Origin of the sequence: Pigmentiphaga litoralis, assembly GCF_013408655.1 — a bacterium.
In the GTDB taxonomy this organism is placed as follows: Bacteria; Pseudomonadota; Gammaproteobacteria; order Burkholderiales; family Burkholderiaceae_B; genus Pigmentiphaga; species Pigmentiphaga litoralis_A.
This window is the reverse complement of the sequence record NZ_JACCBP010000004.1, coordinates 68968-87654: the sequence shown is the minus strand read 5'-3', so window position 1 is coordinate 87654 and position 18687 is coordinate 68968. Positions and strand designations below refer to the sequence as shown.

At 63.1% G+C, this 18687-nt stretch carries 25 protein-coding genes; 19 read left to right on the top strand and 6 right to left on the bottom strand.

Going from position 1 to position 18687, the window contains the following annotated elements; translation table 11 throughout:
- Positions 1–177: 177 nt before the first annotated feature.
- The 17 genes from rplN to rplQ all read left to right on the top strand — a co-directional run bounded on the left by rplN (position 178) and on the right by rplQ (position 9300).
- Positions 178–546: a 50S ribosomal protein L14 gene (rplN, locus tag HD883_RS27225; RefSeq protein ID WP_179590857.1), complete on the top strand. Its 369-nt coding sequence runs from the start codon at positions 178–180 to the stop codon at positions 544–546.
- 9 nt (positions 547–555) lie between these two features.
- Entirely contained in the window at positions 556–876 is a 321-nt protein-coding gene (gene rplX, locus HD883_RS27220) for a 50S ribosomal protein L24 (RefSeq protein WP_179590859.1), read from the top strand.
- Between the two features lie 15 nt (positions 877–891).
- Positions 892–1431 carry a 50S ribosomal protein L5 gene (gene rplE / locus HD883_RS27215; protein ID WP_179590861.1) on the top strand — a complete coding sequence of 180 codons (540 nt, stop codon included), beginning with the start codon at positions 892–894 and terminating at the stop codon, positions 1429–1431.
- 10 nt (positions 1432–1441) lie between these two features.
- The gene (gene rpsN, locus HD883_RS27210; protein WP_179590863.1) at positions 1442–1747 is read left to right on the top strand and encodes a 30S ribosomal protein S14; all 306 of its coding nucleotides are present in this window, start codon (positions 1442–1444) and stop codon (positions 1745–1747) included.
- Between the two features lie 10 nt (positions 1748–1757).
- Positions 1758–2153, top strand: a complete 396-nt coding sequence (gene rpsH, locus HD883_RS27205) for a 30S ribosomal protein S8 (RefSeq protein WP_179590865.1) — start codon at positions 1758–1760, stop codon at positions 2151–2153.
- Between the two features lie 10 nt (positions 2154–2163).
- Complete coding sequence (gene rplF, locus HD883_RS27200) at positions 2164–2697, top strand: 50S ribosomal protein L6 (protein ID WP_179590867.1); 534 nt, start codon at positions 2164–2166, stop codon at positions 2695–2697.
- A 20-nt stretch (positions 2698–2717) separates the two neighbouring features.
- Positions 2718–3083, top strand: coding sequence for a 50S ribosomal protein L18 (rplR, locus tag HD883_RS27195; RefSeq protein ID WP_179590869.1), 366 nt, complete (start codon positions 2718–2720; stop codon positions 3081–3083).
- 11 nt (positions 3084–3094) lie between these two features.
- A complete protein-coding gene (rpsE, locus tag HD883_RS27190) occupies positions 3095–3616 on the top strand; it encodes a 30S ribosomal protein S5 (RefSeq protein WP_179590871.1) in 522 nt (173 codons plus the stop codon).
- Between the two features lie 3 nt (positions 3617–3619).
- Positions 3620–3808, top strand: coding sequence for a 50S ribosomal protein L30 (gene rpmD / locus HD883_RS27185; RefSeq protein WP_179590873.1), 189 nt, complete (start codon positions 3620–3622; stop codon positions 3806–3808).
- Between the two features lie 10 nt (positions 3809–3818).
- Positions 3819–4250, top strand: a complete 432-nt coding sequence (gene rplO / locus HD883_RS27180) for a 50S ribosomal protein L15 (protein ID WP_179590875.1) — start codon at positions 3819–3821, stop codon at positions 4248–4250.
- 17 nt (positions 4251–4267) lie between these two features.
- Positions 4268–5590: a preprotein translocase subunit SecY gene (secY, locus tag HD883_RS27175; protein WP_179590877.1), complete on the top strand. Its 1323-nt coding sequence runs from the start codon at positions 4268–4270 to the stop codon at positions 5588–5590.
- Between the two features lie 20 nt (positions 5591–5610).
- Positions 5611–5724 (top strand): 50S ribosomal protein L36, encoded by a 114-nt coding sequence (rpmJ, locus tag HD883_RS27170; protein ID WP_179590879.1) that lies wholly within the window; start codon positions 5611–5613, stop codon positions 5722–5724.
- Between the two features lie 45 nt (positions 5725–5769).
- Positions 5770–6135, top strand: a complete 366-nt coding sequence (gene rpsM / locus HD883_RS27165; protein WP_179590881.1) for a 30S ribosomal protein S13 — start codon at positions 5770–5772, stop codon at positions 6133–6135.
- 73 nt (positions 6136–6208) lie between these two features.
- Positions 6209–6613 (top strand): 30S ribosomal protein S11, encoded by a 405-nt coding sequence (gene rpsK, locus HD883_RS27160; RefSeq protein WP_179590882.1) that lies wholly within the window; start codon positions 6209–6211, stop codon positions 6611–6613.
- Positions 6614–6790: 177 nt separating this feature from the next.
- The gene (rpsD, locus tag HD883_RS27155) at positions 6791–7414 is read left to right on the top strand and encodes a 30S ribosomal protein S4 (protein WP_179590883.1); all 624 of its coding nucleotides are present in this window, start codon (positions 6791–6793) and stop codon (positions 7412–7414) included.
- A gap of 241 nt (positions 7415–7655) precedes the next feature.
- Positions 7656–8642 carry a DNA-directed RNA polymerase subunit alpha gene (locus HD883_RS27150; RefSeq protein ID WP_179590885.1) on the top strand — a complete coding sequence of 329 codons (987 nt, stop codon included), beginning with the start codon at positions 7656–7658 and terminating at the stop codon, positions 8640–8642.
- Positions 8643–8913: 271 nt separating this feature from the next.
- Entirely contained in the window at positions 8914–9300 is a 387-nt protein-coding gene (gene rplQ / locus HD883_RS27145) for a 50S ribosomal protein L17 (RefSeq protein WP_179590887.1), read from the top strand.
- Positions 9301–9501: 201 nt separating this feature from the next.
- Here rplQ and HD883_RS27140 read toward each other — a convergent pair whose 3' ends face one another.
- The 4 genes from HD883_RS27140 to HD883_RS27125 form a co-directional block, all read right to left on the bottom strand.
- Positions 9502–10416 carry a 2-hydroxyacid dehydrogenase gene (locus HD883_RS27140; protein ID WP_373563497.1) on the bottom strand — a complete coding sequence of 305 codons (915 nt, stop codon included), beginning with the start codon at positions 10414–10416 and terminating at the stop codon, positions 9502–9504.
- Between the two features lie 130 nt (positions 10417–10546).
- Entirely contained in the window at positions 10547–11362 is an 816-nt protein-coding gene (locus HD883_RS27135) for an aspartate dehydrogenase (protein WP_179590889.1), read from the bottom strand.
- A gap of 54 nt (positions 11363–11416) precedes the next feature.
- Positions 11417–12379, bottom strand: coding sequence for a LysR substrate-binding domain-containing protein (locus tag HD883_RS27130; RefSeq protein ID WP_179590890.1), 963 nt, complete (start codon positions 12377–12379; stop codon positions 11417–11419).
- Positions 12380–12398: 19 nt separating this feature from the next.
- Positions 12399–13403, bottom strand: a complete 1005-nt coding sequence (locus HD883_RS27125; RefSeq protein ID WP_179590892.1) for a Bug family tripartite tricarboxylate transporter substrate binding protein — start codon at positions 13401–13403, stop codon at positions 12399–12401.
- Between the two features lie 215 nt (positions 13404–13618).
- Here HD883_RS27125 and cutA point away from each other — a divergent pair, with 215 nt between their 5' ends.
- Positions 13619–13945 (top strand): divalent-cation tolerance protein CutA, encoded by a 327-nt coding sequence (cutA, locus tag HD883_RS27120; protein ID WP_179590894.1) that lies wholly within the window; start codon positions 13619–13621, stop codon positions 13943–13945.
- Positions 13945–16281, top strand: a complete 2337-nt coding sequence (gene dsbD, locus HD883_RS27115; RefSeq protein ID WP_179590896.1) for a protein-disulfide reductase DsbD — start codon at positions 13945–13947, stop codon at positions 16279–16281. Before cutA ends, dsbD begins: the two co-directional genes overlap by 1 nt.
- A 115-nt stretch (positions 16282–16396) precedes the next feature.
- Here dsbD and HD883_RS27110 read toward each other — a convergent pair whose 3' ends face one another.
- Both HD883_RS27110 and hemB read right to left on the bottom strand, forming a co-directional pair.
- The gene (locus tag HD883_RS27110) at positions 16397–17665 is read right to left on the bottom strand and encodes a magnesium transporter CorA family protein (protein WP_179590898.1); all 1269 of its coding nucleotides are present in this window, start codon (positions 17663–17665) and stop codon (positions 16397–16399) included.
- Positions 17662–18675 (bottom strand): porphobilinogen synthase, encoded by a 1014-nt coding sequence (hemB, locus tag HD883_RS27105; protein WP_179590900.1) that lies wholly within the window; start codon positions 18673–18675, stop codon positions 17662–17664. The genes HD883_RS27110 and hemB overlap by 4 nt, the downstream gene beginning before the upstream one ends.
- Between the last annotated feature and the right edge of the window lie 12 nt (positions 18676–18687).

The window sequence follows — 18687 nt, the reverse complement described above, 5'->3', positions numbered from 1 at the left end:
GCAGGCAGCGGTAGGTGCAAACCTTCGCATCAGGAATTTCAACCCAGGGCGGTCGGCATCAGTCGGCAGTCTTACGGGACCAAAACTGATCGGCTGCGTTGTGGGATCTGGTAGCTACCTTCAAGGTTGCGCACGGGGTCCCGGAATGCTTCGGGTTAAGTTGGAATAGGGTAAACCATGATTCAAATGCAGACCAAGTTGGATGTGGCCGACAACACCGGTGCGCGCTCAGTTATGTGCATCAAGGTGCTCGGCGGCTCCAAGCGCCGCTATGCCGGCATCGGCGACGTGATCAAAGTCAGCGTCAAGGATGCGGCTCCGCGTGGGCGCGTTAAAAAGGGCGAAATCTATAACGCCGTGGTGGTTCGCACCGCCAAGGGCGTTCGTCGTAAAGACGGTTCGCTTATCCGTTTTGGCGGCAATGCCGCCGTGTTGCTCAACGCCAAGCTCGAGCCCATCGGTACTCGTATCTTCGGACCCGTTACGCGTGAACTGCGTACCGAGAAGTTCATGAAGATCGTGTCGCTGGCGCCCGAAGTGCTGTAAGGGGTCAAGATGAACAAGATCCGTACAGGCGACGAAGTCATCGTTCTCACTGGTAAAGACAAGACCAAGCGCGGCGTCGTGCTGGCTCGTGTCGACGAAAACCACGTGTTGGTCGAAGGCATCAATGTCGTCAAGAAAAGCGTGAAGCCGAACCCGATGCAGAACCAGCCGGGCGGCATCGTGGACAAGACCATGCCTATCCACATCTCGAATGTGGCGATTTTCAACGCTGCGACCGGCAAAGCCGACCGCGTGGCGATCAAGGAAGTCGACGGCAAGAGCGTGCGCGTCTTCCGTTCCAGCGGCGAGTCCGTTGGCTCGAAAGCGTAAACGGAGAACATAGAAATGGCTCGTCTCCAAGACTTTTACCGTGAAAAGATCGTTCCTGATCTGCTCGCGAAGTTCGAATACAAAAGCACGATGCAGGTGCCCCGCATCACCAAGATCACCCTGAACATGGGTGTCTCGGAAGCGGTCGCCGACAAGAAGGTCATCGAGCACGCTGTTGGCGATCTGACCAAGATCGCCGGCCAGAAGCCGGTCATCACCAAGTCGCGCAAGGCAATTGCCGGGTTCAAGATCCGCGAGGATTACCCGATCGGTTGCATGGTGACCCTGCGCGGTCAGCGCATGTATGAATTCCTCGATCGTCTGGTGACGGTTGCTCTTCCCCGCGTTCGGGACTTCCGCGGTATTTCGGGTCGTGCATTCGACGGCCGCGGTAACTACAACGTCGGTGTGAAAGAACAGATCATCTTCCCAGAGATCGACTACGACAAGATTGACACGCTTCGTGGGCTGAACATCAGCATCACGACCACGGCAAAGACTGACGACGAAGCAAAAGCGCTGCTCACAGCCTTCCGCTTCCCGTTCCGTAACTAAGGGGTGTGTAGTGGCTAAGCTCTCACTCATCAATCGCGATGCAAAGCGCGTAAAGCTGGCAGCAAAGTACGCCCCTAAGCGTGCCGCCCTGCAAGCGATCATCGACGATACGTCGAAGACAGACGAAGAACGTTACCAGGCACGCCTGAAGATTCAGCAGCTGCCCCGTAACGCCAACCCCACCCGCCAGCGTAATCGCTGCGCGGTGACCGGTCGCCCCCGTGGCACATTCCGCAAGTTTGGTCTTGCTCGTAACAAGCTGCGCGAGATGGCTATGCGCGGTGAAGTTCCGGGCATGACCAAGGCAAGCTGGTAGGAGAGCATTTATGAGCATGAGCGATCCGATCGCCGATATGCTGACGCGCATCCGTAATGCGCAACGCGTAGACAAGGCTTCCGTGACGATGCCCTCCTCGAAGCTGAAGGCGGCCATTGCCGCTGTGCTGAAGGACGAGGGCTACATCGACGGTTTCCAGGTGAACCCGAACGGTGGCAAGCCGGAACTCGAAATTACCCTGAAGTACTATGCAGGCCGTCCCGTTATCGAGCGCATCGACCGCGTCTCGAAGCCGGGCCTGCGTATCTACAAAGGCCATGACGCCATTCCTCAGGTCCTGAACGGCCTGGGCGTGGCCATCGTCTCCACCTCGCGTGGCGTGATGACAGATCGCAAGGCACGCGCCACCGGCGTGGGCGGCGAAGTCCTCTGCTACGTGGCTTAAGGAGTTCGATATGTCACGTATTGCTAAATACCCCGTCGAAATGCCGAAAGGCGTCGAGGCCAGCATCAATGACCAAGAGATCACCGTCAAGGGTCCTCTTGGTTCGCTGACCCAGGCGCTGACCGGCCAGGTCAAGATCGACCTCGATTCGAACAAGATGACGTTTGCCGCAGCCGATGACTCGCGCGAAGCGAAGGCCATGTCCGGAACCGTACGCGCACTGGTGGCCAACATGGTCACTGGCGTCAGCAAGGGTTTCGAACGTCGCCTGAGCCTGGTTGGCGTGGGTTACCGTGCCCAGGCACAAGGCGACTCCATCAAACTGCAATTGGGTTACTCGCACGATATCGTGCACCCGATGCCGGTTGGTGTGAAGGTCGAATGCCCGACGCAGACCGAAGTGGTCTTGAAGGGCGCCGACAAACAACGAGTTGGTCAGGTGGCAGCCGAGATCCGCGCATACCGTGAACCCGAACCCTACAAGGGCAAGGGCGTACGTTATGTCGGCGAAAAGGTCGTCATTAAAGAGACCAAGAAGAAATAAAGCGCTGGCAAGGACGAATCATGGACAAAAAGCAAGCTCGTTTGCGTCGTGCGGTTCCAACCCGCAAAAAGATCGCCGAGTTGCGTGTGCATCGCCTGTCGGTGTTCCGCACGAACCTGCACATCTACGCAAACATTATCTCTCCCGAAGGCGATACGGTGCTGGTCAGCGCCTCTACCGTCGAACCGGAAGTCCGCCAGCAGATTTCGGGCGACTCCGGCAAGGGTGGCAATGTTGCCGCAGCAACCCTGGTAGGCAAACGCGTGGCCGAGAAGGCCAAGGCAGCTGGTATCGAAAACGTGGCGTTCGATCGCTCGGGTTTCCGTTACCACGGCCGCGTCAAAGCCCTGGCCGATGCCGCGCGTGAAGCCGGCCTGAAGTTTTAAGCGAGGATTACATGGCCAAGATGCAAGGCAAGAATTCCGCGTCGGAAGAGCGTGACGACGGTCTTCGCGAAAAGATGATCGCGGTCAACCGCGTGACGAAGGTCGTGAAGGGTGGTCGTATCCTCGGTTTCGCGGCGCTGACGGTAGTCGGCGACGGGGACGGACGCGTTGGCATGGGCAAGGGCAAGGCGCGTGAAGTGCCGGTCGCTGTCCAGAAAGCAATGGAAGAAGCCCGCCGCCGCATGATCAAGGTGCCGCTCAAGAACGGTACGTTGCACCATACGGTTGTTGGCAAGCACGGCGCCTCCACGGTGTTGATGTCGCCCGCTGCGGAAGGTACTGGCGTTATCGCCGGCGGCCCGATGCGCGCGATTTTCGACGTCCTGGGCGTGCGGAACGTGGTTGCGAAGAGCCTCGGCTCGACCAACCCGTACAACCTGGTTCGCGCCACGCTCAACGGTTTGGGCCTGTGCTCGACCCCGTCGGATATCGCCGCCAAGCGTGGCAAGTCCGTCGAAGAGATCCTGGGGTAAACCATGGCAGACACCAAGAACGTCAAAGTGACGCTCGTGCGCTCCCCTATCGGGACGCCCGAGTCGCACCGCGCTACTGTGCGTGGCCTGGGACTGCGTGGCATCAACACCACGCGCGTCCTGCAAGACACGCCCGAAGTCCGCGGGATGATCCGCAAGGTGGCCTATCTGGTCACCGTGTCGGAAGCCTGAGAGGTCTAGCATGCAATTGAATACGCTCAAGCCGGCTATCGGCAGCAAGCACGCCAAGCGTCGGGTCGGCCGTGGTATCGGTTCCGGCCTCGGCAAGACGGCAGGTCGCGGCCACAAGGGACAGAAGTCCCGTTCGGGCGGCTTCCACAAGGTCGGTTTCGAAGGCGGTCAGATGCCTATGTACCGCCGTCTGCCCAAGCGGGGTTTCACCTCGCTCGGTCAACATCTGTACGCGCAGGTTCGCCTGTCCGATCTGCAAGCCCTGCCTGTCGATGACATCGACCTGCAAGCGCTCAAGCAGGCCGGCGTGGTTGGCCAGGCCGTACGGTACGTCAAGGTCATCAAGTCCGGCGAGCTCTCCCGCAAGGTTGCGCTCAAGGGTCTGACGGCAACGGTCGGCGCCAAGGCAGCGATCGAAGCCGCCGGCGGCTCGTTGGTCTGACACTCGAGGGCTAAGCTTTGGCTAATGCGAACGCACTGGGTAAACCAGGCAAGTACGGCGATCTGAAACGTCGGCTGGTTTTCCTGTTGCTCGCCCTGGTGGTGTACCGGATCGGTACACACATCCCCGTTCCGGGGATTGATCCGGTCCAGTTGTCTTCCCTGTTCAATCAGAACTCGGGCGGCATTCTGGGCCTGTTCAATATGTTCTCGGGCGGTGCGCTTTCGCGTTTCTCGATCTTTGCATTGGGGATCATGCCGTACATTTCGGCGTCGATCATCATGCAGCTGATGTCGGTCATCGTGCCGTCGTTGGAAGCGATCAAGAAAGAAGGCGAGGCCGGGCGACGCAAGATCACGCAGTACACACGCTACGGTACGTTGGCGTTGGCGATGGTTCAGGCGGTAGGTATCTCTGTCGCCCTGGAGTCGCAAGCTGGATTGGTCATTGATCCGGGCATGGTCTTTCGCGTCACGACGATGATTTCGTTGGTCACGGGAACGATGTTCCTGATGTGGTTGGGTGAGCAGATCACGGAACGTGGTCTGGGCAACGGTATTTCCATCCTGATCTTCTCGGGTATCGCCGCGGGTCTCCCGCATGCGCTGGCCGGATTGTTCGAGCTGGTCAATACGGGCGCCATGGCAGTCCTGTCCGCGCTGTTCATCATCGTCCTGGTGGTGTTGGTTACGGCCTTTGTGGTGTTCGTGGAACGCGGACAACGCAAGATCGTCGTCAACTACGCCAAGCGTCAGGTGGGCAATCGTGTGTACGGCGGCCAGAGCTCGCATCTGCCTCTGAAGTTGAATATGGCTGGGGTGATTCCGCCGATCTTTGCATCGTCGATCATCCTGTTTCCGGCAACGGTGGCCAGCTGGTTCTCCAGTGGTGATGGCATGCGGTGGTTGAAAGACCTGGCCGGCGCGCTGTCTCCCGGACAACCTCTGTACATCTCGCTGTATGCCATCGCGATCGTGTTCTTCTGCTTCTTTTATACGGCCCTCGTGTTCAACAGCCGCGAGACCGCCGATAACCTGAAGAAGAGTGGCGCGTTCGTTCCAGGGATCCGTCCCGGTGAGCAGACAGCGCGGTATATCGACAAGATCCTGATGCGCCTGACCTTTTCTGGCGCCATCTACATCACGTTGGTGTGCCTGCTGCCAGAGTTTCTGGTTTTGCGTTGGAACGTCCCGTTCTATTTTGGCGGAACGTCCTTGCTGATCATCGTCGTGGTCACCATGGATTTCATGGCCCAGGTACAGGCATACGTGATGTCGCACCAGTACGATTCCTTGCTCAAGAAGGCGAACTTCAAGGGCGGGAACCAGCCGGTGCGCTGAAGAAAGACTAGGAGTCAATCATGAAAGTAATGGCATCAGTTAAACGGATCTGCCGTAACTGCAAGGTCATCAAGCGCAAGGGCGTAGTGCGGATCATCTGCACCGACCCGCGCCACAAGCAACGTCAGGGCTAAGAACCTCAGGTTCCGTCCTACGGTTTAGGTATTCAAGGAAACGTTATGGCCCGTATCGCTGGCATCAACATTCCGCCGCATCAGCACACCGAAATCGGTCTGACGGCAATCTTCGGCATCGGCCGTACCCGCGCTCGCATGATCTGCGAATCGGCGAACGTGCTCGGCTCGAAGAAGGTCAAGGATCTGAACGACGCTGAACTCGAGCGGATTCGTGAACACGTGAACGCATTCACCGTTGAAGGTGACCTGCGTCGCGAGATCCAACTGTCGATCAAGCGTCTGATCGACCTCGGCTCTTACCGTGGTCTGCGTCACAAGCGCGGTCTGCCAGTGCGCGGTCAGCGTACTCGCACCAACGCTCGTACCCGCAAGGGTCCGCGTCGCGCAGCCGCATCGCTCAAAAAGTAATTTCGGATCCGGGTCGCCGTGCAGACGGCATACCTGGAGCTGAGACGGCTGTCACCCAGTCAAGGATTGAAAAATGGCGAAATCACCGAACAACAATGCTTCGCAGCGTGTTCGCAAGAAAATCAAGAAGAGCGTTTCGGACGGTATCGCGCACGTCCACGCGTCCTTCAACAACACCATCATCACGATCACCGATCGCCAGGGCAATGCTCTGTCGTGGGCGACGTCGGGTGGTGCTGGCTTCAAGGGCTCGCGTAAATCGACCCCGTTTGCAGCGCAGGTTGCTGCTGAAGCCGCCGGCCGCGTTGCGCTGGAATACGGTATCAAGACGCTCGAAGTGCGTATCAAGGGTCCAGGCCCAGGTCGCGAATCGTCCGTCCGCGCGTTGAACGCACTGGGCATCAAGATCTCGAGCATCGCCGACATCACGCCAGTGCCGCACAACGGCTGCCGTCCGCCGAAGCGTCGTCGTATCTAAGCCTGGCTCTGCCAAGCTCCGTACGCAAGTTGTTGGGGGCGCCTTGGCCTTGTCGCCGAGATCGCCTGAATGCAAGACCACTGTTTGCCGCGCTCGTGAAAACGACCGTACCCATTACAGGCAAACTCCTCGCCTGGCGCATGTAAGCCGCCTGGCCTGACAGAGAAAAGGAATATCGTGGCACGTTATATTGGCCCTAAATGTAAGCTGTCCCGTCGTGAAGGCACCGACCTCTTCCTGAAGAGCGCGCGCCGTTCGCTGGACTCCAAGTGCAAGCTGGAAAGCAAGCCTGGTCAACATGGTCGCACCTCCGGTTCGCGTACCTCGGACTACGGCCTGCAACTGCGTGAAAAGCAAAAGCTGAAGCGCATGTACGGCATCATGGAAAAGCAGTTCCGCAAGTACTTCGAAGAAGCCGACCGCCGCAAGGGCAACACCGGCGAAAACCTGATCCAGTTGCTGGAATCGCGTTTTGACAACGTGGTGTACCGCATGGGTTTTGGCTCGACTCGCGCTGAAGCGCGTCAGTTGGTCAGCCACAAGGCTTTCGCTTTGAACGGTGTGACCGCCAACGTGCCGTCGATCCAGATCAAGGCCGGCGACGTCGTCGTTGTCCGCGAAAAGGCGAAGAAGCAAGCCCGTATTCAAGAAGCCCTGACCCTGGCCGCCTCGCAAGGCATGCCGCAGTGGGTCAGCGTCGACGCCAACAAGCTTGAAGGTACCTTCAAGCAGGTTCCTGACCGCGCTGACGTCGCCCGCGACATCAACGAATCGATGGTCGTCGAACTGTACTCGCGTTAATTCGAGACAGTGCCAGACAGCCGCGCCCTGGTGGCGCGGTTTTTGGTTTTCTGAAAGGCTCCGTCCGGCACCTGTTGCCGCACGGGGCCTCAGTCCTGACAAGCCTTACCGCACGACCCGCAAGTTCGCTTGCACGCCTATCCGCAAGCTTGCTTGCACGCCCATTTTCGGGCCCACGCTAACGCGTATTTCCCCAGCCTTATCGGTGTAACGAGCCGAGGGTATTGATAAGGAATCGTTCATGGCGAATGCCGCATTTCTGAAGCCACGCAATATCGACGTCGAAGGCGTCGGTCCGAATCACGCCAAGGTGATCATGGAGCCGTTCGAACGCGGCTATGGTCATACCCTGGGCAATGCGCTGCGCCGCATCCTGCTGTCGTCGATGGCCGGTTATGCGCCGACCGAAGTGCAGATCACCGGTGTCGTGCACGAATACTCGGCGATCGACGGCGTCCGTGAAGACGTGGTCGACATCCTGCTGAACCTGAAGGGCGTGGTGTTCAAGCTGCACAACCGCGATGAAGTTGCGCTGACCCTGCGCAAGCAAGGCCCAGGCGTCGTGACCGCGGCCGATATCGAACTGTCGCATGACGTCGAAATCATCAACCCGAATCACGTCATCGCGAACCTGACCGACAACGGTCGCCTCGAGATGCAACTGAAGGTCGAGAAGGGCCGTGGCTACGTGCCGGGCAACCTGCGCGGCTTTGCCGAAGATCACTCGCGCGCCGTGGGCCGCATCGTGCTCGACGCGTCGTACAGCCCGATCCGCCGCGTGAGCTACACGGTCGAAAGCGCCCGTGTGGAACAGCGTACCGACCTGGACAAGCTGGTGCTGGACATCGAAACCAACGGCGTGATTTCGCCCGAGGAAGCGGTTCGCCAGTCGGCCCGTATCCTGATGGATCAGTTGTCGGTGTTCGCGGCGCTGGAAGGTTCGACCGAAACGATCGAAGCGCCTGCCCGTGGCACGCCGCAGATCGATCCGATCCTGCTGCGCCCGGTCGATGATCTGGAACTGACGGTGCGTTCTGCCAACTGCCTGAAGGCCGAAAACATCTACTACATCGGCGACCTGATCCAGCGTACCGAAAACGAGCTGCTCAAGACCCCGAACCTGGGTCGCAAGTCGCTCAACGAAATCAAGGAAGTGCTGGCAGCGCGCGGTCTGACGCTCGGCATGAAGCTGGAAAACTGGCCCCCGCTGGGCCTCGAGCGCCCATAAGGCGGTCGGCAGGAACGGGCGCAGCCGGACCAGACAGTGCAGGGGCGATCCGCCCCGCATGGTGTCTTGCCCGGCAACGTTTGAGTTCTGCAACATCGGGCCTGGGCGGGCAATTAAGCGCCCATCCAGGCCCGATGCGTACTACAATTACGCGCCCTGGTAGGCAACCACCAGGGCACTATCCCGGCCCGCAGCGCGCGCAAGCAAGCTGATAGAAGAGCTGGATCCTGCGGCAACGTCCGCACCATAGATTCATCTACAAGGAATTACCATGCGTCATCGTCACGGTCTTCGTAAGCTCAACCGCACCAGCAGCCACCGCCAAGCCATGTTCCGCAACATGTGCGTGTCGTTGCTGACCCACGAAGCCATCAAAACCACGCTGCCCAAAGCGAAAGAATTGCGCCGTGTCGTCGAGCCGCTGATCACGCTCGCCAAGGAAGACACGCTGGCCAACAAGCGTCTGGCGTTTGCCCGCCTGCGCGACCGCGATCTGGTCGTGAAGCTGTTTGCCGAAATCGGCCCGCGTTTCAAGGAACGCAACGGCGGCTACACCCGTATCCTGAAGATGGGTTTCCGTCAGGGCGACAACGCTCCGATGGCCTACATGGAACTGGTTGACCGCGCTGAAGAAACGGAAGCCGTCGACGTCGAGTAATCGCGCCACGACTTTTGCAGTGCCGAAATGGAAAGGCCGGGAGATCCCGGCCTTTTTTTTCGTCTGTGCGTGGTGGACTGCCCAGGCCCCAAGGGGCTGCGTCGGCAGCGCGCGCCCGACGATCCGGGCCCGGGTGCGATCACGCTGCCTCACCACGCCGCTTCACCGCGCCGCCTCATCAGGCCGCCTCGCCAGGCCGCGTCAGTACCCCCGAGCTGCGTCCACCCCGCCCACGTCTTCTCCGCGCTGCCACGCAGCGATGCGCGGCGCCATCTGCGCAATCGCCTCGGCCACGATCGTCTGCGCCGAAACATGCGGCGTGAAGCGGATCTTGGGATGCGTCCAGAACGGGTGCCCGGCAGGCAAGGGTTCCGTCTGCATCACATCCAGCGCGGCGCCGGCCAGCACGCCTTCGTCCAGCAGGGCCAGCAAGTCGTCTTCCACCAGGTGCGCGCCGCGCGCCATGTTGATCACATAGCCCTGTGGGCGCAGCTTGGACAACGTCTCGCGGCGCAAGATGCCGCGGGTGGCCGGTGTGAGCGGCAACACGCAGATCAGCACGCGGGTGGCGGCCAGGAAGTCGTCCAGCGCGTCGCCGGCGTAGCAGGTCACGCCGTCAATCTGCTTTTGCGAGTGGCTGTAGCCCAGCACTGGGTAGCCAAAGCCGGCCACGCTGCGGGCAACGACACTGCCCAATGCGCCCAGGCCCATCACGCCCACCGGAAAGTCCTGCCGCATGCGGGCCGGGCGGGGCGCCCAATGGCCGGCGGCACGTTCCGCGTCGTACACGTCGAATTCGCGCACGTGGCGGAACAGCGCATGGCAGGCGTATTCGGCCATCTGCACGGCCATGCCGCCGTCTTCGATCCGCACGATGCGCGCGCCCGCCGGCAGCTTGAGCTTCAGGATCGCGTCGACCCCGGCGCCCATGTTGAACACCACTTCAAGGCGCGGGTGCGCATCGAAAAAGGCCTGGCTGGGCGACCACACGATGGCGGCGCGTGCGTCGGGGCAGGCCGTGGGCCAGGCGTGCAGGCGCACCCCGGGCAGCAGGCCGGCCAGCATGGCCTGCCAGCTGGCGGCTTCGGGGTGTTCGCAGCACAGGGCGACGTCGATGGGCGCAGCGTCCGAGGCTGCGCGCCCCGTTGCCGAAGACGCCGTCGACGCAGGCCCTGCATGCGCGGCCCCGGCAGGAGCGGACCTCGTCGCTGCAGCACCGGCATTGGCCGGGTCAACCATTGCCATGTCAGGTACCCACGCGCATCGGCGCGGTCAGCTTGCGCAGGGCAGCGATCACGCTCAGCGCGGTGATCCGGCCGGTCTTGGGGTTTTCGGTCGGGATGTTCTGGATTTCCATCGAGAACGACGCCGAATCGGCATCGACTTCAATGCGGTGGATGTTGCGTTCCACATTGGGGTCGGCCCAGACTTCGAGCTTGGTGCGGTCGGGGCCGATGCCCGCCAGGGACAGCGCCACTGCCACGTTCAGGTTGGCGGCAAAGCCCACGGCGGCTTCACGCGGCGTGCCGCTGAAGATGCGCATGGGTTCGGTAATGCCGGCGATGTCGATGTTGTTGTCGACCAGGTATTTCGCGCCCAGCAGGCCTTTGACAGGCTTGCGGGTCGTCATGGTGACCGAGTGGATCACGCCTTCGGCGGCGGCGCTGACGGCGTCCAGGCCCAGCAGCGCGCCCGTCGGGACGATGATCTGGCCCTGGTGTTCGCGGGCCAGGTCGACCAGGTCCATATTGGACAGCAGGGCGCCGGAACTGAGGGCAACCAGGATCTTGCCGGCCGTCAGCGTTGGAACGGCAATGTCGCGCATCAGCGCGGCCGGGGCGCATTCGACCACGATGTCGCAATGCGACGCCAGGCTGGCAATGTCGGTAAACACGGGGGAGCCGGTCAGCGTGACGCTGGCGCGGGCCTTGGCTTCGTCGCGGACGGCAATGGCGGCCAGGGTCAGGCCGGGAATGCCGGCGTCAAGCACGGTGGCGAGCTGGCGGCCAACGGCGCCAAGGCCGGCGATACCGACGCGAAGCGAGGTGCGGGGGGTGGACATGGATGTCTCCTTTTTAAAGGCTGTTTTGCCGTAGTCGGGTTCAGGAATGAAGGGTCACGTCGTCAGCGGCCGTTCCGCATCCGCCATCAACAGGATCCATTTGCGCAGGATCCGGATGGCGGGCGAATCGATCCGCGATTCGTGGGTCAGCATGTAGTACTCGCCGGCGCTCGGAACGTCGGGCGCCAGCGGCGCGAGCAGATCGTTCGATCGGTGGCGATAGGTTTCGAACAGTTTGTACGGAATGATGGCGATGCCTTTGCAGTCCAGCGCCGCCTTGGCCGCCATGAAGAAATGCCCGTATTCGACCGGGCTGCGATGCTTTTCTTCGGGCACGTCATGCGCACGCAGCCAGTCGCGCCAGGCATTGCGCCGGCTGGCCGTGTGGATCAACGAATACTTCAGCACGTCGCGCGGCTGTTCGATACGCGCGCCCTGATCCAGCAGCTTGCGCGAAATCACGGGCACCAGCACGTCGTCGAACAGATAGTCGGCGACCACGCCTTCCCAATGTTCCGTCATGACCAGGTCGATGCCCGGCAGCCCGCGCGGATAGTGCTTGCCGGGCAGACGGCCGACCCGCAGGGCGATGTCGGCGTCGCTGCCGCGCAGGTCCACCGGCGCGATCGACGTCACGACACGCACTTCGATATCCGGATAGGTCGACGAAAAATCGGACAGCTTGGGCATGAGCCACATGGTGGCGATGGTCGGCAGGGCAGACACGGTCACGATGGTGTGGCCGTCCTGCCCCTGCATGCGCCGCGTGACCCGTTCCAGTTCTTCAAGCGCGCGGCGGCAGGTGTCGTAGTACTCCCTGCCGTCGTCGGTCAGCACGACCTTGCGCACCTTGCGTTCGAACAGTTTCCTGCCCAGAAAGTCTTCCAGATTGCGGATCTGCAGGCTGACCGCGCCTTGCGTCAGCGCGAGTTCTTCCGCCGCCGCGGAAAACGAGCCAAGGCGGGCGGCGGATTCGAACGGTCGCAAGGTGGTCAGCGGAGGCAGGGTACGGCGCATGCAGCAACGATATTAGGGCTTATTCAAGCGCCATTTTCGTCTCTGCAATCACGCGCTTCCACAAGGTATTTTCCTTGGCCAGATAATCGCCCATGTCAGCCGATGGTTTGTACATGGGATCCAGGCCACGCTGTTCCATGTTCTTGACCACTTCCGGGTCGGCCAGCGCTTCTTTCAGCGTGCTCGACAGCTTGGCCACGATCTCGGGCGGCGTGCCGGCCGGCGCAAAGAAACCGAACCAGGTGGTGACCACGAAGTCCTTCACGCCCAGTTCGACAAAGGTCGGCACGTTGGGCAGCAACGGCGAACGCTTGGCGCTGGTGATGGCGATCGGCACCACCTTGCCGCCCTGCACCTGGGGCAGGGTGGTGGGCAGCGGATCCATCAGGAAGTCGATCTGTCCGCCCAGCAGGTCGGCCATGGCCGGGCCGCTGCCCTTGTACGGGACGTGCAGCATGGACACATTGGTTTGCTGGTTCAGGAAGGTCATCTGCACGTGGTGGGACGTGCCTGCGCCGGCCGACCCGAAGGTCAGGCGGTCTGGCGTCTGCTTGGCCGCGGCCAGCACGGCGGCGTAGTTGGGGTACAGGTCCTTGCGGGCCGAGATCAGCACGCTGGGCACCGAGGCCAGGCCGCCCACGGCCACGAAGTCTTTCATGGGCGCGTAGGGCGCCGTCTTCATCATGTTCGGCACCACGGCCATGGTGCTTGCCGCGCCCAGCAGCAGCGTGTAGCCATCGGGCTTGGCACGCGCCACGGCGCCGGTGCCAATGGTGCCGCTGGCGCCGGCGCGGTTTTCGGCCACGAACGACACGTTCAGCAGGTCGCCCATCTTCTTGAGCGCCGGACGCGCGACGTTGTCATTGATGCCGCCCGGCGGGAACGGGATGACGACGGTGATCGGCTTGGACGGAAACACGTCCTGAGCATGGGCGGCGGGCATGGCGCACACGGCGGCGACACACAGCGCGGCGGCGGTCAGGCCGGAACGGAAAGCGGGGACGTGCGAGAAGATGGGATGCATGCGGAGTCGAAAAAAAGAGGTCAGCGGGATCGGAACGCAGAGGTCTGGGTCGAATGCATACTAGGGCGCGTGTCCGGCAGGCCGCAAACGATCATTTTTCGGTGATGCATTAGCTGAGCTAATGCATGGCACGGGTGTGGGGCGGGGCGCGCGTTGCCGGTGGCCGGGATCGACGCGGTAAGATGAGGCCACCGATTCCCGCCTTTTGTGCCCCAATGCTGACCGATACTGTCCTTTTGGTGATTACCAACGCCCCCGACGCCGAGACGGCCGACCGGATCGCGACCGCGCTGGTCGACCGGAAGCTGGCCGCGTGCGTGAACGTCGGCGCGCCCATGCGGTCTGTCTATCGGTGGCAGGGCCTGGTCGAGCAGGCCACCGAATTGCCGATGTGGATCAAGACCATTGCCGGACGCCGCGATGCGGTGATCGCGGCGCTGACCGAACTGCACCCTTACGACGTGCCGGAAGTCCTGGTCGTCCCTGCCCAGGACGGCCTGCCGGCCTACCTGGACTGGATACGGGAAGAAACCCGAGCGTGATGCCTGCTTTGCCTATCGATTACCGTGGCGCCGTGGCTGCCGACGCTGCCCCTGCTGACTGTGCCGCACCGTGCGGCGCGCGAGGGGGTGTTGTGGCGCGCGGGTTCCTGGCGAGCATATTCCGCCGGGTGCTGGCGCTGGCCTGGGTGCTGCTGTTGGCGGCCATTGTGGCGTTTGTATCGACGTCCGCGCGCGCTGCCGACCCCGAATTCCTGCCGCCCGAAAAGGCGTTTACCTTTTCGGCGGTGATGACGTCGCCCGATCTGATCGAGCTGCGCTGGGGCATTGCGCCGGGGTACTACATGTACCGCGAGCAGTTCCGGTTCGAGACGGAGCCGGCCGGCACGGTGCTGGGCGAGCCGCAGATTCCGCCGGGCAAGATCAAGTTCGACCTGACGTTCAACAAGGATGTCGAGACGTACCGGGATAGCGTGACGGTGCGGGTGCCGGTGGGGGCAGGTGCCGGTGCAAGTGCAGGTGCAGGCGTTGGTGCGAATTCCGCGGCAGGTTCGGCCCAGCCGCTCACGCTGGTCGCCACCGCCCAGGGCTGCGCCGACGCCGGCCTGTGTTATCCCCCCACGCAATACACCGTCAAGCTGGCGGCGATCGCGGGCGGGTATGCGGTGGACGACGGGCTGGCCTCGCGGCTGACCCGCATGATCCACAGCGACGACGTCGGCCTGGCCGACCTGCTGGCCGGCGGGGGGCTGCTGCAGACAGTGCTGGTGTTCTTTGTGCTCGGCGTGCTGCTGTCGCTGACGCCCTGCGTGCTGCCGATGGTGCCGATTCTGTCGTCGATCCTGGTGGGCGACAACGTCCGCAGTACGCGGCCGCGGCTGCGTGGCCTGGGCCTGGCCGCCGTGTATGTGGCCGGCATGTCGGTCGTCTACACCGCCGTGGGCGTGGCGGCGGGGCTGAGCGGCGAAAGCCTGGCCGCCGCCTTGCAGGGGCCATGGGTGCTGGGGGCGTTCGCGTTGCTGCTGGCCGTACTGGCGCTGGCCATGTTCGATGTCTTTACATTGCAGTTGCCGGTGGGCGTGCAAAGCCGGTTGTCAGCCCGCATGGCGCGCCTGCCGGCCGGGCGGGCCACGGGTGCGCTGGCCATGGGCGCGATTTCGGCGCTGATCGTCGGCCCCTGCGTGGCCGCGCCACTGGCCGGGGCCCTGCTGTACATCTCGCAGACGCGGGACGTGCTGCTCGGTGGCCTGGCGCTGTTTGCGCTGGCGTGGGGCATGGGCGTGCCGCTGCTGCTGGCAGGTGCATCGGCCGGCGCCCTGGTGCCGCGTGCGGGTGCCTGGATGGATGGCGTCAAACGCTTCTTTGGCATGCTGCTGCTGGCCGTGGCCTGGTGGATGCTGTCCCCGGTCCTGTCTGGTCCGGTGCAGATGGCAGGGTGGGGTGTGCTGGCAGTGCTGACCGCGGCCTTGCTGCACGCCTTTGACGCGCTGCCGGCGCCGGTCGGCGTGGGGCGGCGCATGATCAAGGGCGTGGGCGTGCTGTTCGCGCTGCTGGGCGTGCTGCAGTGGGTGGGCGTGGCGAGCGGCGGACGCGACCCGTGGACACCTCTGGCGCATCTGGCGGGCGGGCAGTACGCCGGGGATGCTGGAGCAGGGCCAGGTATCGTTGCAGGCAGTGGCGGCTTCGACGGTGGTACAGGTACAGGCGCAGGTGCTAGTGCCGGTGCAGGTGCCGGCCAGGCCGGCAGCTCAGGCCAGGGTGCCGGCGCCGCCACGGCGTCATCCGCCCAGGCCGTGCTCGGTTCCGCGGTCCAGTCCCCGGCGATGAGCGTCGCTCCAGGCGGGTCCCCCAGCGCGTGGCAAGGCGCCGCGACTGGCGGCCAGCTCGGCATGGACGTCGCGCCCGGCGCTGGCGTGACCGACAGCAGCCCACGCAGCTTCGTCGACGGCATCGCCGGCAATACCTCAGGCGCCCCCGCAATCAAGCCTGTGAGTCGGAAGGGCGCAGAACACTTCGAACAGATCCGCACCGTGGCCGAACTGGACGCACTCGTCGCCGCATCCGACCGTCCGGTCATGCTCGATTTCTACGCGGACTGGTGCGTGTCGTGCAAGGAAATGGAAGCCTTCACCTTCCCGAAACCGGAAGTGGTGCAGCGGCTGGCTGGCATCCGCATGGTGCAGGTGGATGTGACCGCCAACAATGCGGACGACAAGGCCTTGTTGAAGCGCTTTTCTTTGTTTGGCCCGCCGGGCATCGTGTTCTTCCGCCCGGGCGGCGAGGTCATTCGTGATGTGCGGGTGATCGGCTTCCAGAATGCCGAGCGATTCGCCAGGGCGCTGGACAAGGTCCTGGCCAGCAGCGCCGTATCTCGGTAGCCTGGCAACCCAACGAGTCTCGGTCGCCAGGCATGCCGCCGCGTCGGACCAGACATACTGGCTGCCCGTCGGCCGCGCCTGGCGCTAGCGCGGAAGGCGACCACGCACCGCGCCGTCAGATCCGGCTATCCCCCGAATGCGACCCGCGCCCGTTGCGCAGCCCCGCCTTGCGGGCCAGCGCCTCGGCGATCCGGTACGGCCGCGATTCCAGAAAGCGTCGGGCCGAAAACCAGATCCACAGGCCGGTCGCGACCGTCAGCATGCCGATCATGATCCACCAGAACGCCTCGGGGTGATGCACCAGCGGCATCTGGTCCACGTTCATGCCGAAGATGCCGGTGATGAGCGTCAGCGGCATGAACAGCACCGTCACCACGGTCAGGATCCGCATGATTTCGTTGGTGCGGTGGGCGGTGGCTGAAAAGTGCAGCTGCACGGCGTTTTCCACGGACGACTCCATCCGCCGCGCGTGATTCAGCACGCGGCCAATGTGTTCCATGACGTCGTTGATGCGCACCAGCAGCGCGTCGCGCCGCGCATCGAAAGCGCCCGAACCCGCCGCGTCATCACTGCGGTCCATGGCGGCGTCGCGCAGTTCGCCCATCGCGTCGTACTGTTCTTCGCACAGGTTTTCCAGCCGCCGCAGCACGATCCGCGCGTCCAGCAAGGCCAGCCAGTTGCGGAACCGGCCGCTCGGGTTCAGCAGTTCGCGCTGCCACCGGTCCAGCTGGTTGGTCAGTGGCTGGCGCATGGCCAGATACCGATCGACCATTGCGTTCAGCAGCCGCAGCATCAGTTCGGCCGGGCCGGCGGGGGCGCGCGCCAGCGTGCCGACGCTGCCCAGCACGCGGCTGCCATCGTTGTGGATCGTCAGGGTGGGCGCCGGGTCACGCAGTTCGTGCAAACGACGCTTCATCTGCGTGCAACTGGTGCTGTCGCCGTGCCGCACGGTGATCAGCGCGCGCGGCAGCACAAAGAAAGCAATCGGGTGCGTCTGCAGATTGGTCAGCAGCGGAATGCTGCCGGGCTCGCCGATCGCGGTGCCGTTGGGTTCGGTCGATTCGTTGGTGGCCAGACGGCGAAAGATCACCATCTCGTAGCTGGCGGTGTTGTCGAAGTACGAAGGGTGGGCCGGGTTGGCGGCGTCCTGCAGATGCAGGTCGTGCAGCCGCACGCCAGTCATTTCTTCAATGTGCGATCGCCAGCCTTCCGGGTCGGCCACCAGGCTTTCCACGGTCGTGTCGATCCACAGAAAGCCCTGCTGCGCCGTTTTCAGCGACGGGATGACGCCGCTGTGCGCCGCGTGGGCGGTGCCGTGGTCGGCGATCCATAGCACGTCCATGCCGTGCGCCGTGGCCGCGCCGGCGAGCAGGCCGGGGCTCACGAGCGGCGCAGTTGCTTCGCCGCGTCGATGGCGAAGTAGGTCAGGATGCCGTTCGCGCCAGCGCGTTTGAACGCCAGCAGCGATTCCATCATCACCTTGTCGTGGTCCAGCCAGCCGTTGGCGGCGGCGGCCTTCAGCATCGCGTATTCGCCGCTGACCTGATAGACGAAGGTGGGCACATGGAAGGTGTCCTTCACGCGGCGCAGCACGTCCAGGTAGGGCATGCCGGGCTTGACCATGACCATGTCCGCGCCTTCGCGCAGGTCCATCGCCACTTCGCGCAGGGCTTCGTCGATGTTGCCGGCGTCCATCTGGTAGGCCGCCTTGTTGGACTTGCCCAGGTTGGTGGCGGACCCCACGGCGTCGCGGAACGGGCCGTAGAAGGCGCTGGCGTACTTGGCGGAGTAGGCCATGATCTTGGTGTGGATCAGGTCATTGGCTTCCAGGGCCTGGCGGATGGCGCCGATGCGGCCGTCCATCATGTCGCTGGGCGCCACGATGTCCACGCCGGACCGCGCCTGCACCAGGGCCTGGCGCACCAGGATCTCGGTCGTGATCTCGTTGATCACGTAGCCTTCGTCATCGATCACGCCGTCCTGGCCGTGGCTCGTGTACGGATCCAGCGCCACGTCGGTCATCACGCCCAGGTCGGGAAAGCGCTTCTTGAGTTCCGCCACCACGCGGGGGATCAGCCCGTCGGGATTGGTGGCCTCGACGCCGTCCGGGGTCTTGAGCGACGCATCGATCACCGGGAACAGCGCCAGCACCGGAATGCCCAGTTCCACGCACTGCTCGGCCACCGGCAGCAGCGTATCCAGGCTATAGCGTTCGACCCCCGGCATGGACGGCACCGGCTGGCGCAAGCCATTGCCTTCGGCCACGAAGACCGGGTAGATCAGGTCGTCGACGCTCAGGGCGTGTTCGCGCACCAGGCGGCGCGTGAAGTCGTCGCGGCGCAGGCGGCGGGGACGGCCGGCGGGAAAATCGGCAAATACGGCGTGTTGGCTCATGATGGCTTTCCG

Bases quoted from the DNA above. Each gene is read 5' to 3' on its own strand.
- rpmJ (WP_179590879.1), top strand. From the start codon at position 5,611: ATGAAAGTAATGGCATCAGTTAAACGGATCTGCCGTAACTGCAAGGTC.
- cutA (WP_179590894.1), top strand. From the start codon at position 13,619: ATGCTGACCGATACTGTCCTTTTGGTGATTACCAACGCCCCCGACGCC.
- HD883_RS27125 (WP_179590892.1), bottom strand. From the start codon at position 13,403: ATGCATCCCATCTTCTCGCACGTCCCCGCTTTCCGTTCCGGCCTGACC.
- HD883_RS27150 (WP_179590885.1), top strand. From the start codon at position 7,656: ATGGCGAATGCCGCATTTCTGAAGCCACGCAATATCGACGTCGAAGGC.
- HD883_RS27130 (WP_179590890.1), bottom strand. From the start codon at position 12,379: ATGCGCCGTACCCTGCCTCCGCTGACCACCTTGCGACCGTTCGAATCC.
- rpsH (WP_179590865.1), top strand. From the start codon at position 1,758: ATGAGCATGAGCGATCCGATCGCCGATATGCTGACGCGCATCCGTAAT.
- rplN (WP_179590857.1), top strand. From the start codon at position 178: ATGATTCAAATGCAGACCAAGTTGGATGTGGCCGACAACACCGGTGCG.
- hemB (WP_179590900.1), bottom strand. From the start codon at position 18,675: ATGAGCCAACACGCCGTATTTGCCGATTTTCCCGCCGGCCGTCCCCGC.
- rplO (WP_179590875.1), top strand. From the start codon at position 3,819: ATGCAATTGAATACGCTCAAGCCGGCTATCGGCAGCAAGCACGCCAAG.
- rpsM (WP_179590881.1), top strand. From the start codon at position 5,770: ATGGCCCGTATCGCTGGCATCAACATTCCGCCGCATCAGCACACCGAA.
- rplX (WP_179590859.1), top strand. From the start codon at position 556: ATGAACAAGATCCGTACAGGCGACGAAGTCATCGTTCTCACTGGTAAA.
- rpmD (WP_179590873.1), top strand. From the start codon at position 3,620: ATGGCAGACACCAAGAACGTCAAAGTGACGCTCGTGCGCTCCCCTATC.
- rplE (WP_179590861.1), top strand. From the start codon at position 892: ATGGCTCGTCTCCAAGACTTTTACCGTGAAAAGATCGTTCCTGATCTG.
- rplQ (WP_179590887.1), top strand. From the start codon at position 8,914: ATGCGTCATCGTCACGGTCTTCGTAAGCTCAACCGCACCAGCAGCCAC.
- rpsE (WP_179590871.1), top strand. From the start codon at position 3,095: ATGGCCAAGATGCAAGGCAAGAATTCCGCGTCGGAAGAGCGTGACGAC.
- HD883_RS27135 (WP_179590889.1), bottom strand. From the start codon at position 11,362: ATGTCCACCCCCCGCACCTCGCTTCGCGTCGGTATCGCCGGCCTTGGC.
- dsbD (WP_179590896.1), top strand. From the start codon at position 13,945: ATGCCTGCTTTGCCTATCGATTACCGTGGCGCCGTGGCTGCCGACGCT.
- rplF (WP_179590867.1), top strand. From the start codon at position 2,164: ATGTCACGTATTGCTAAATACCCCGTCGAAATGCCGAAAGGCGTCGAG.
- rplR (WP_179590869.1), top strand. From the start codon at position 2,718: ATGGACAAAAAGCAAGCTCGTTTGCGTCGTGCGGTTCCAACCCGCAAA.
- rpsK (WP_179590882.1), top strand. From the start codon at position 6,209: ATGGCGAAATCACCGAACAACAATGCTTCGCAGCGTGTTCGCAAGAAA.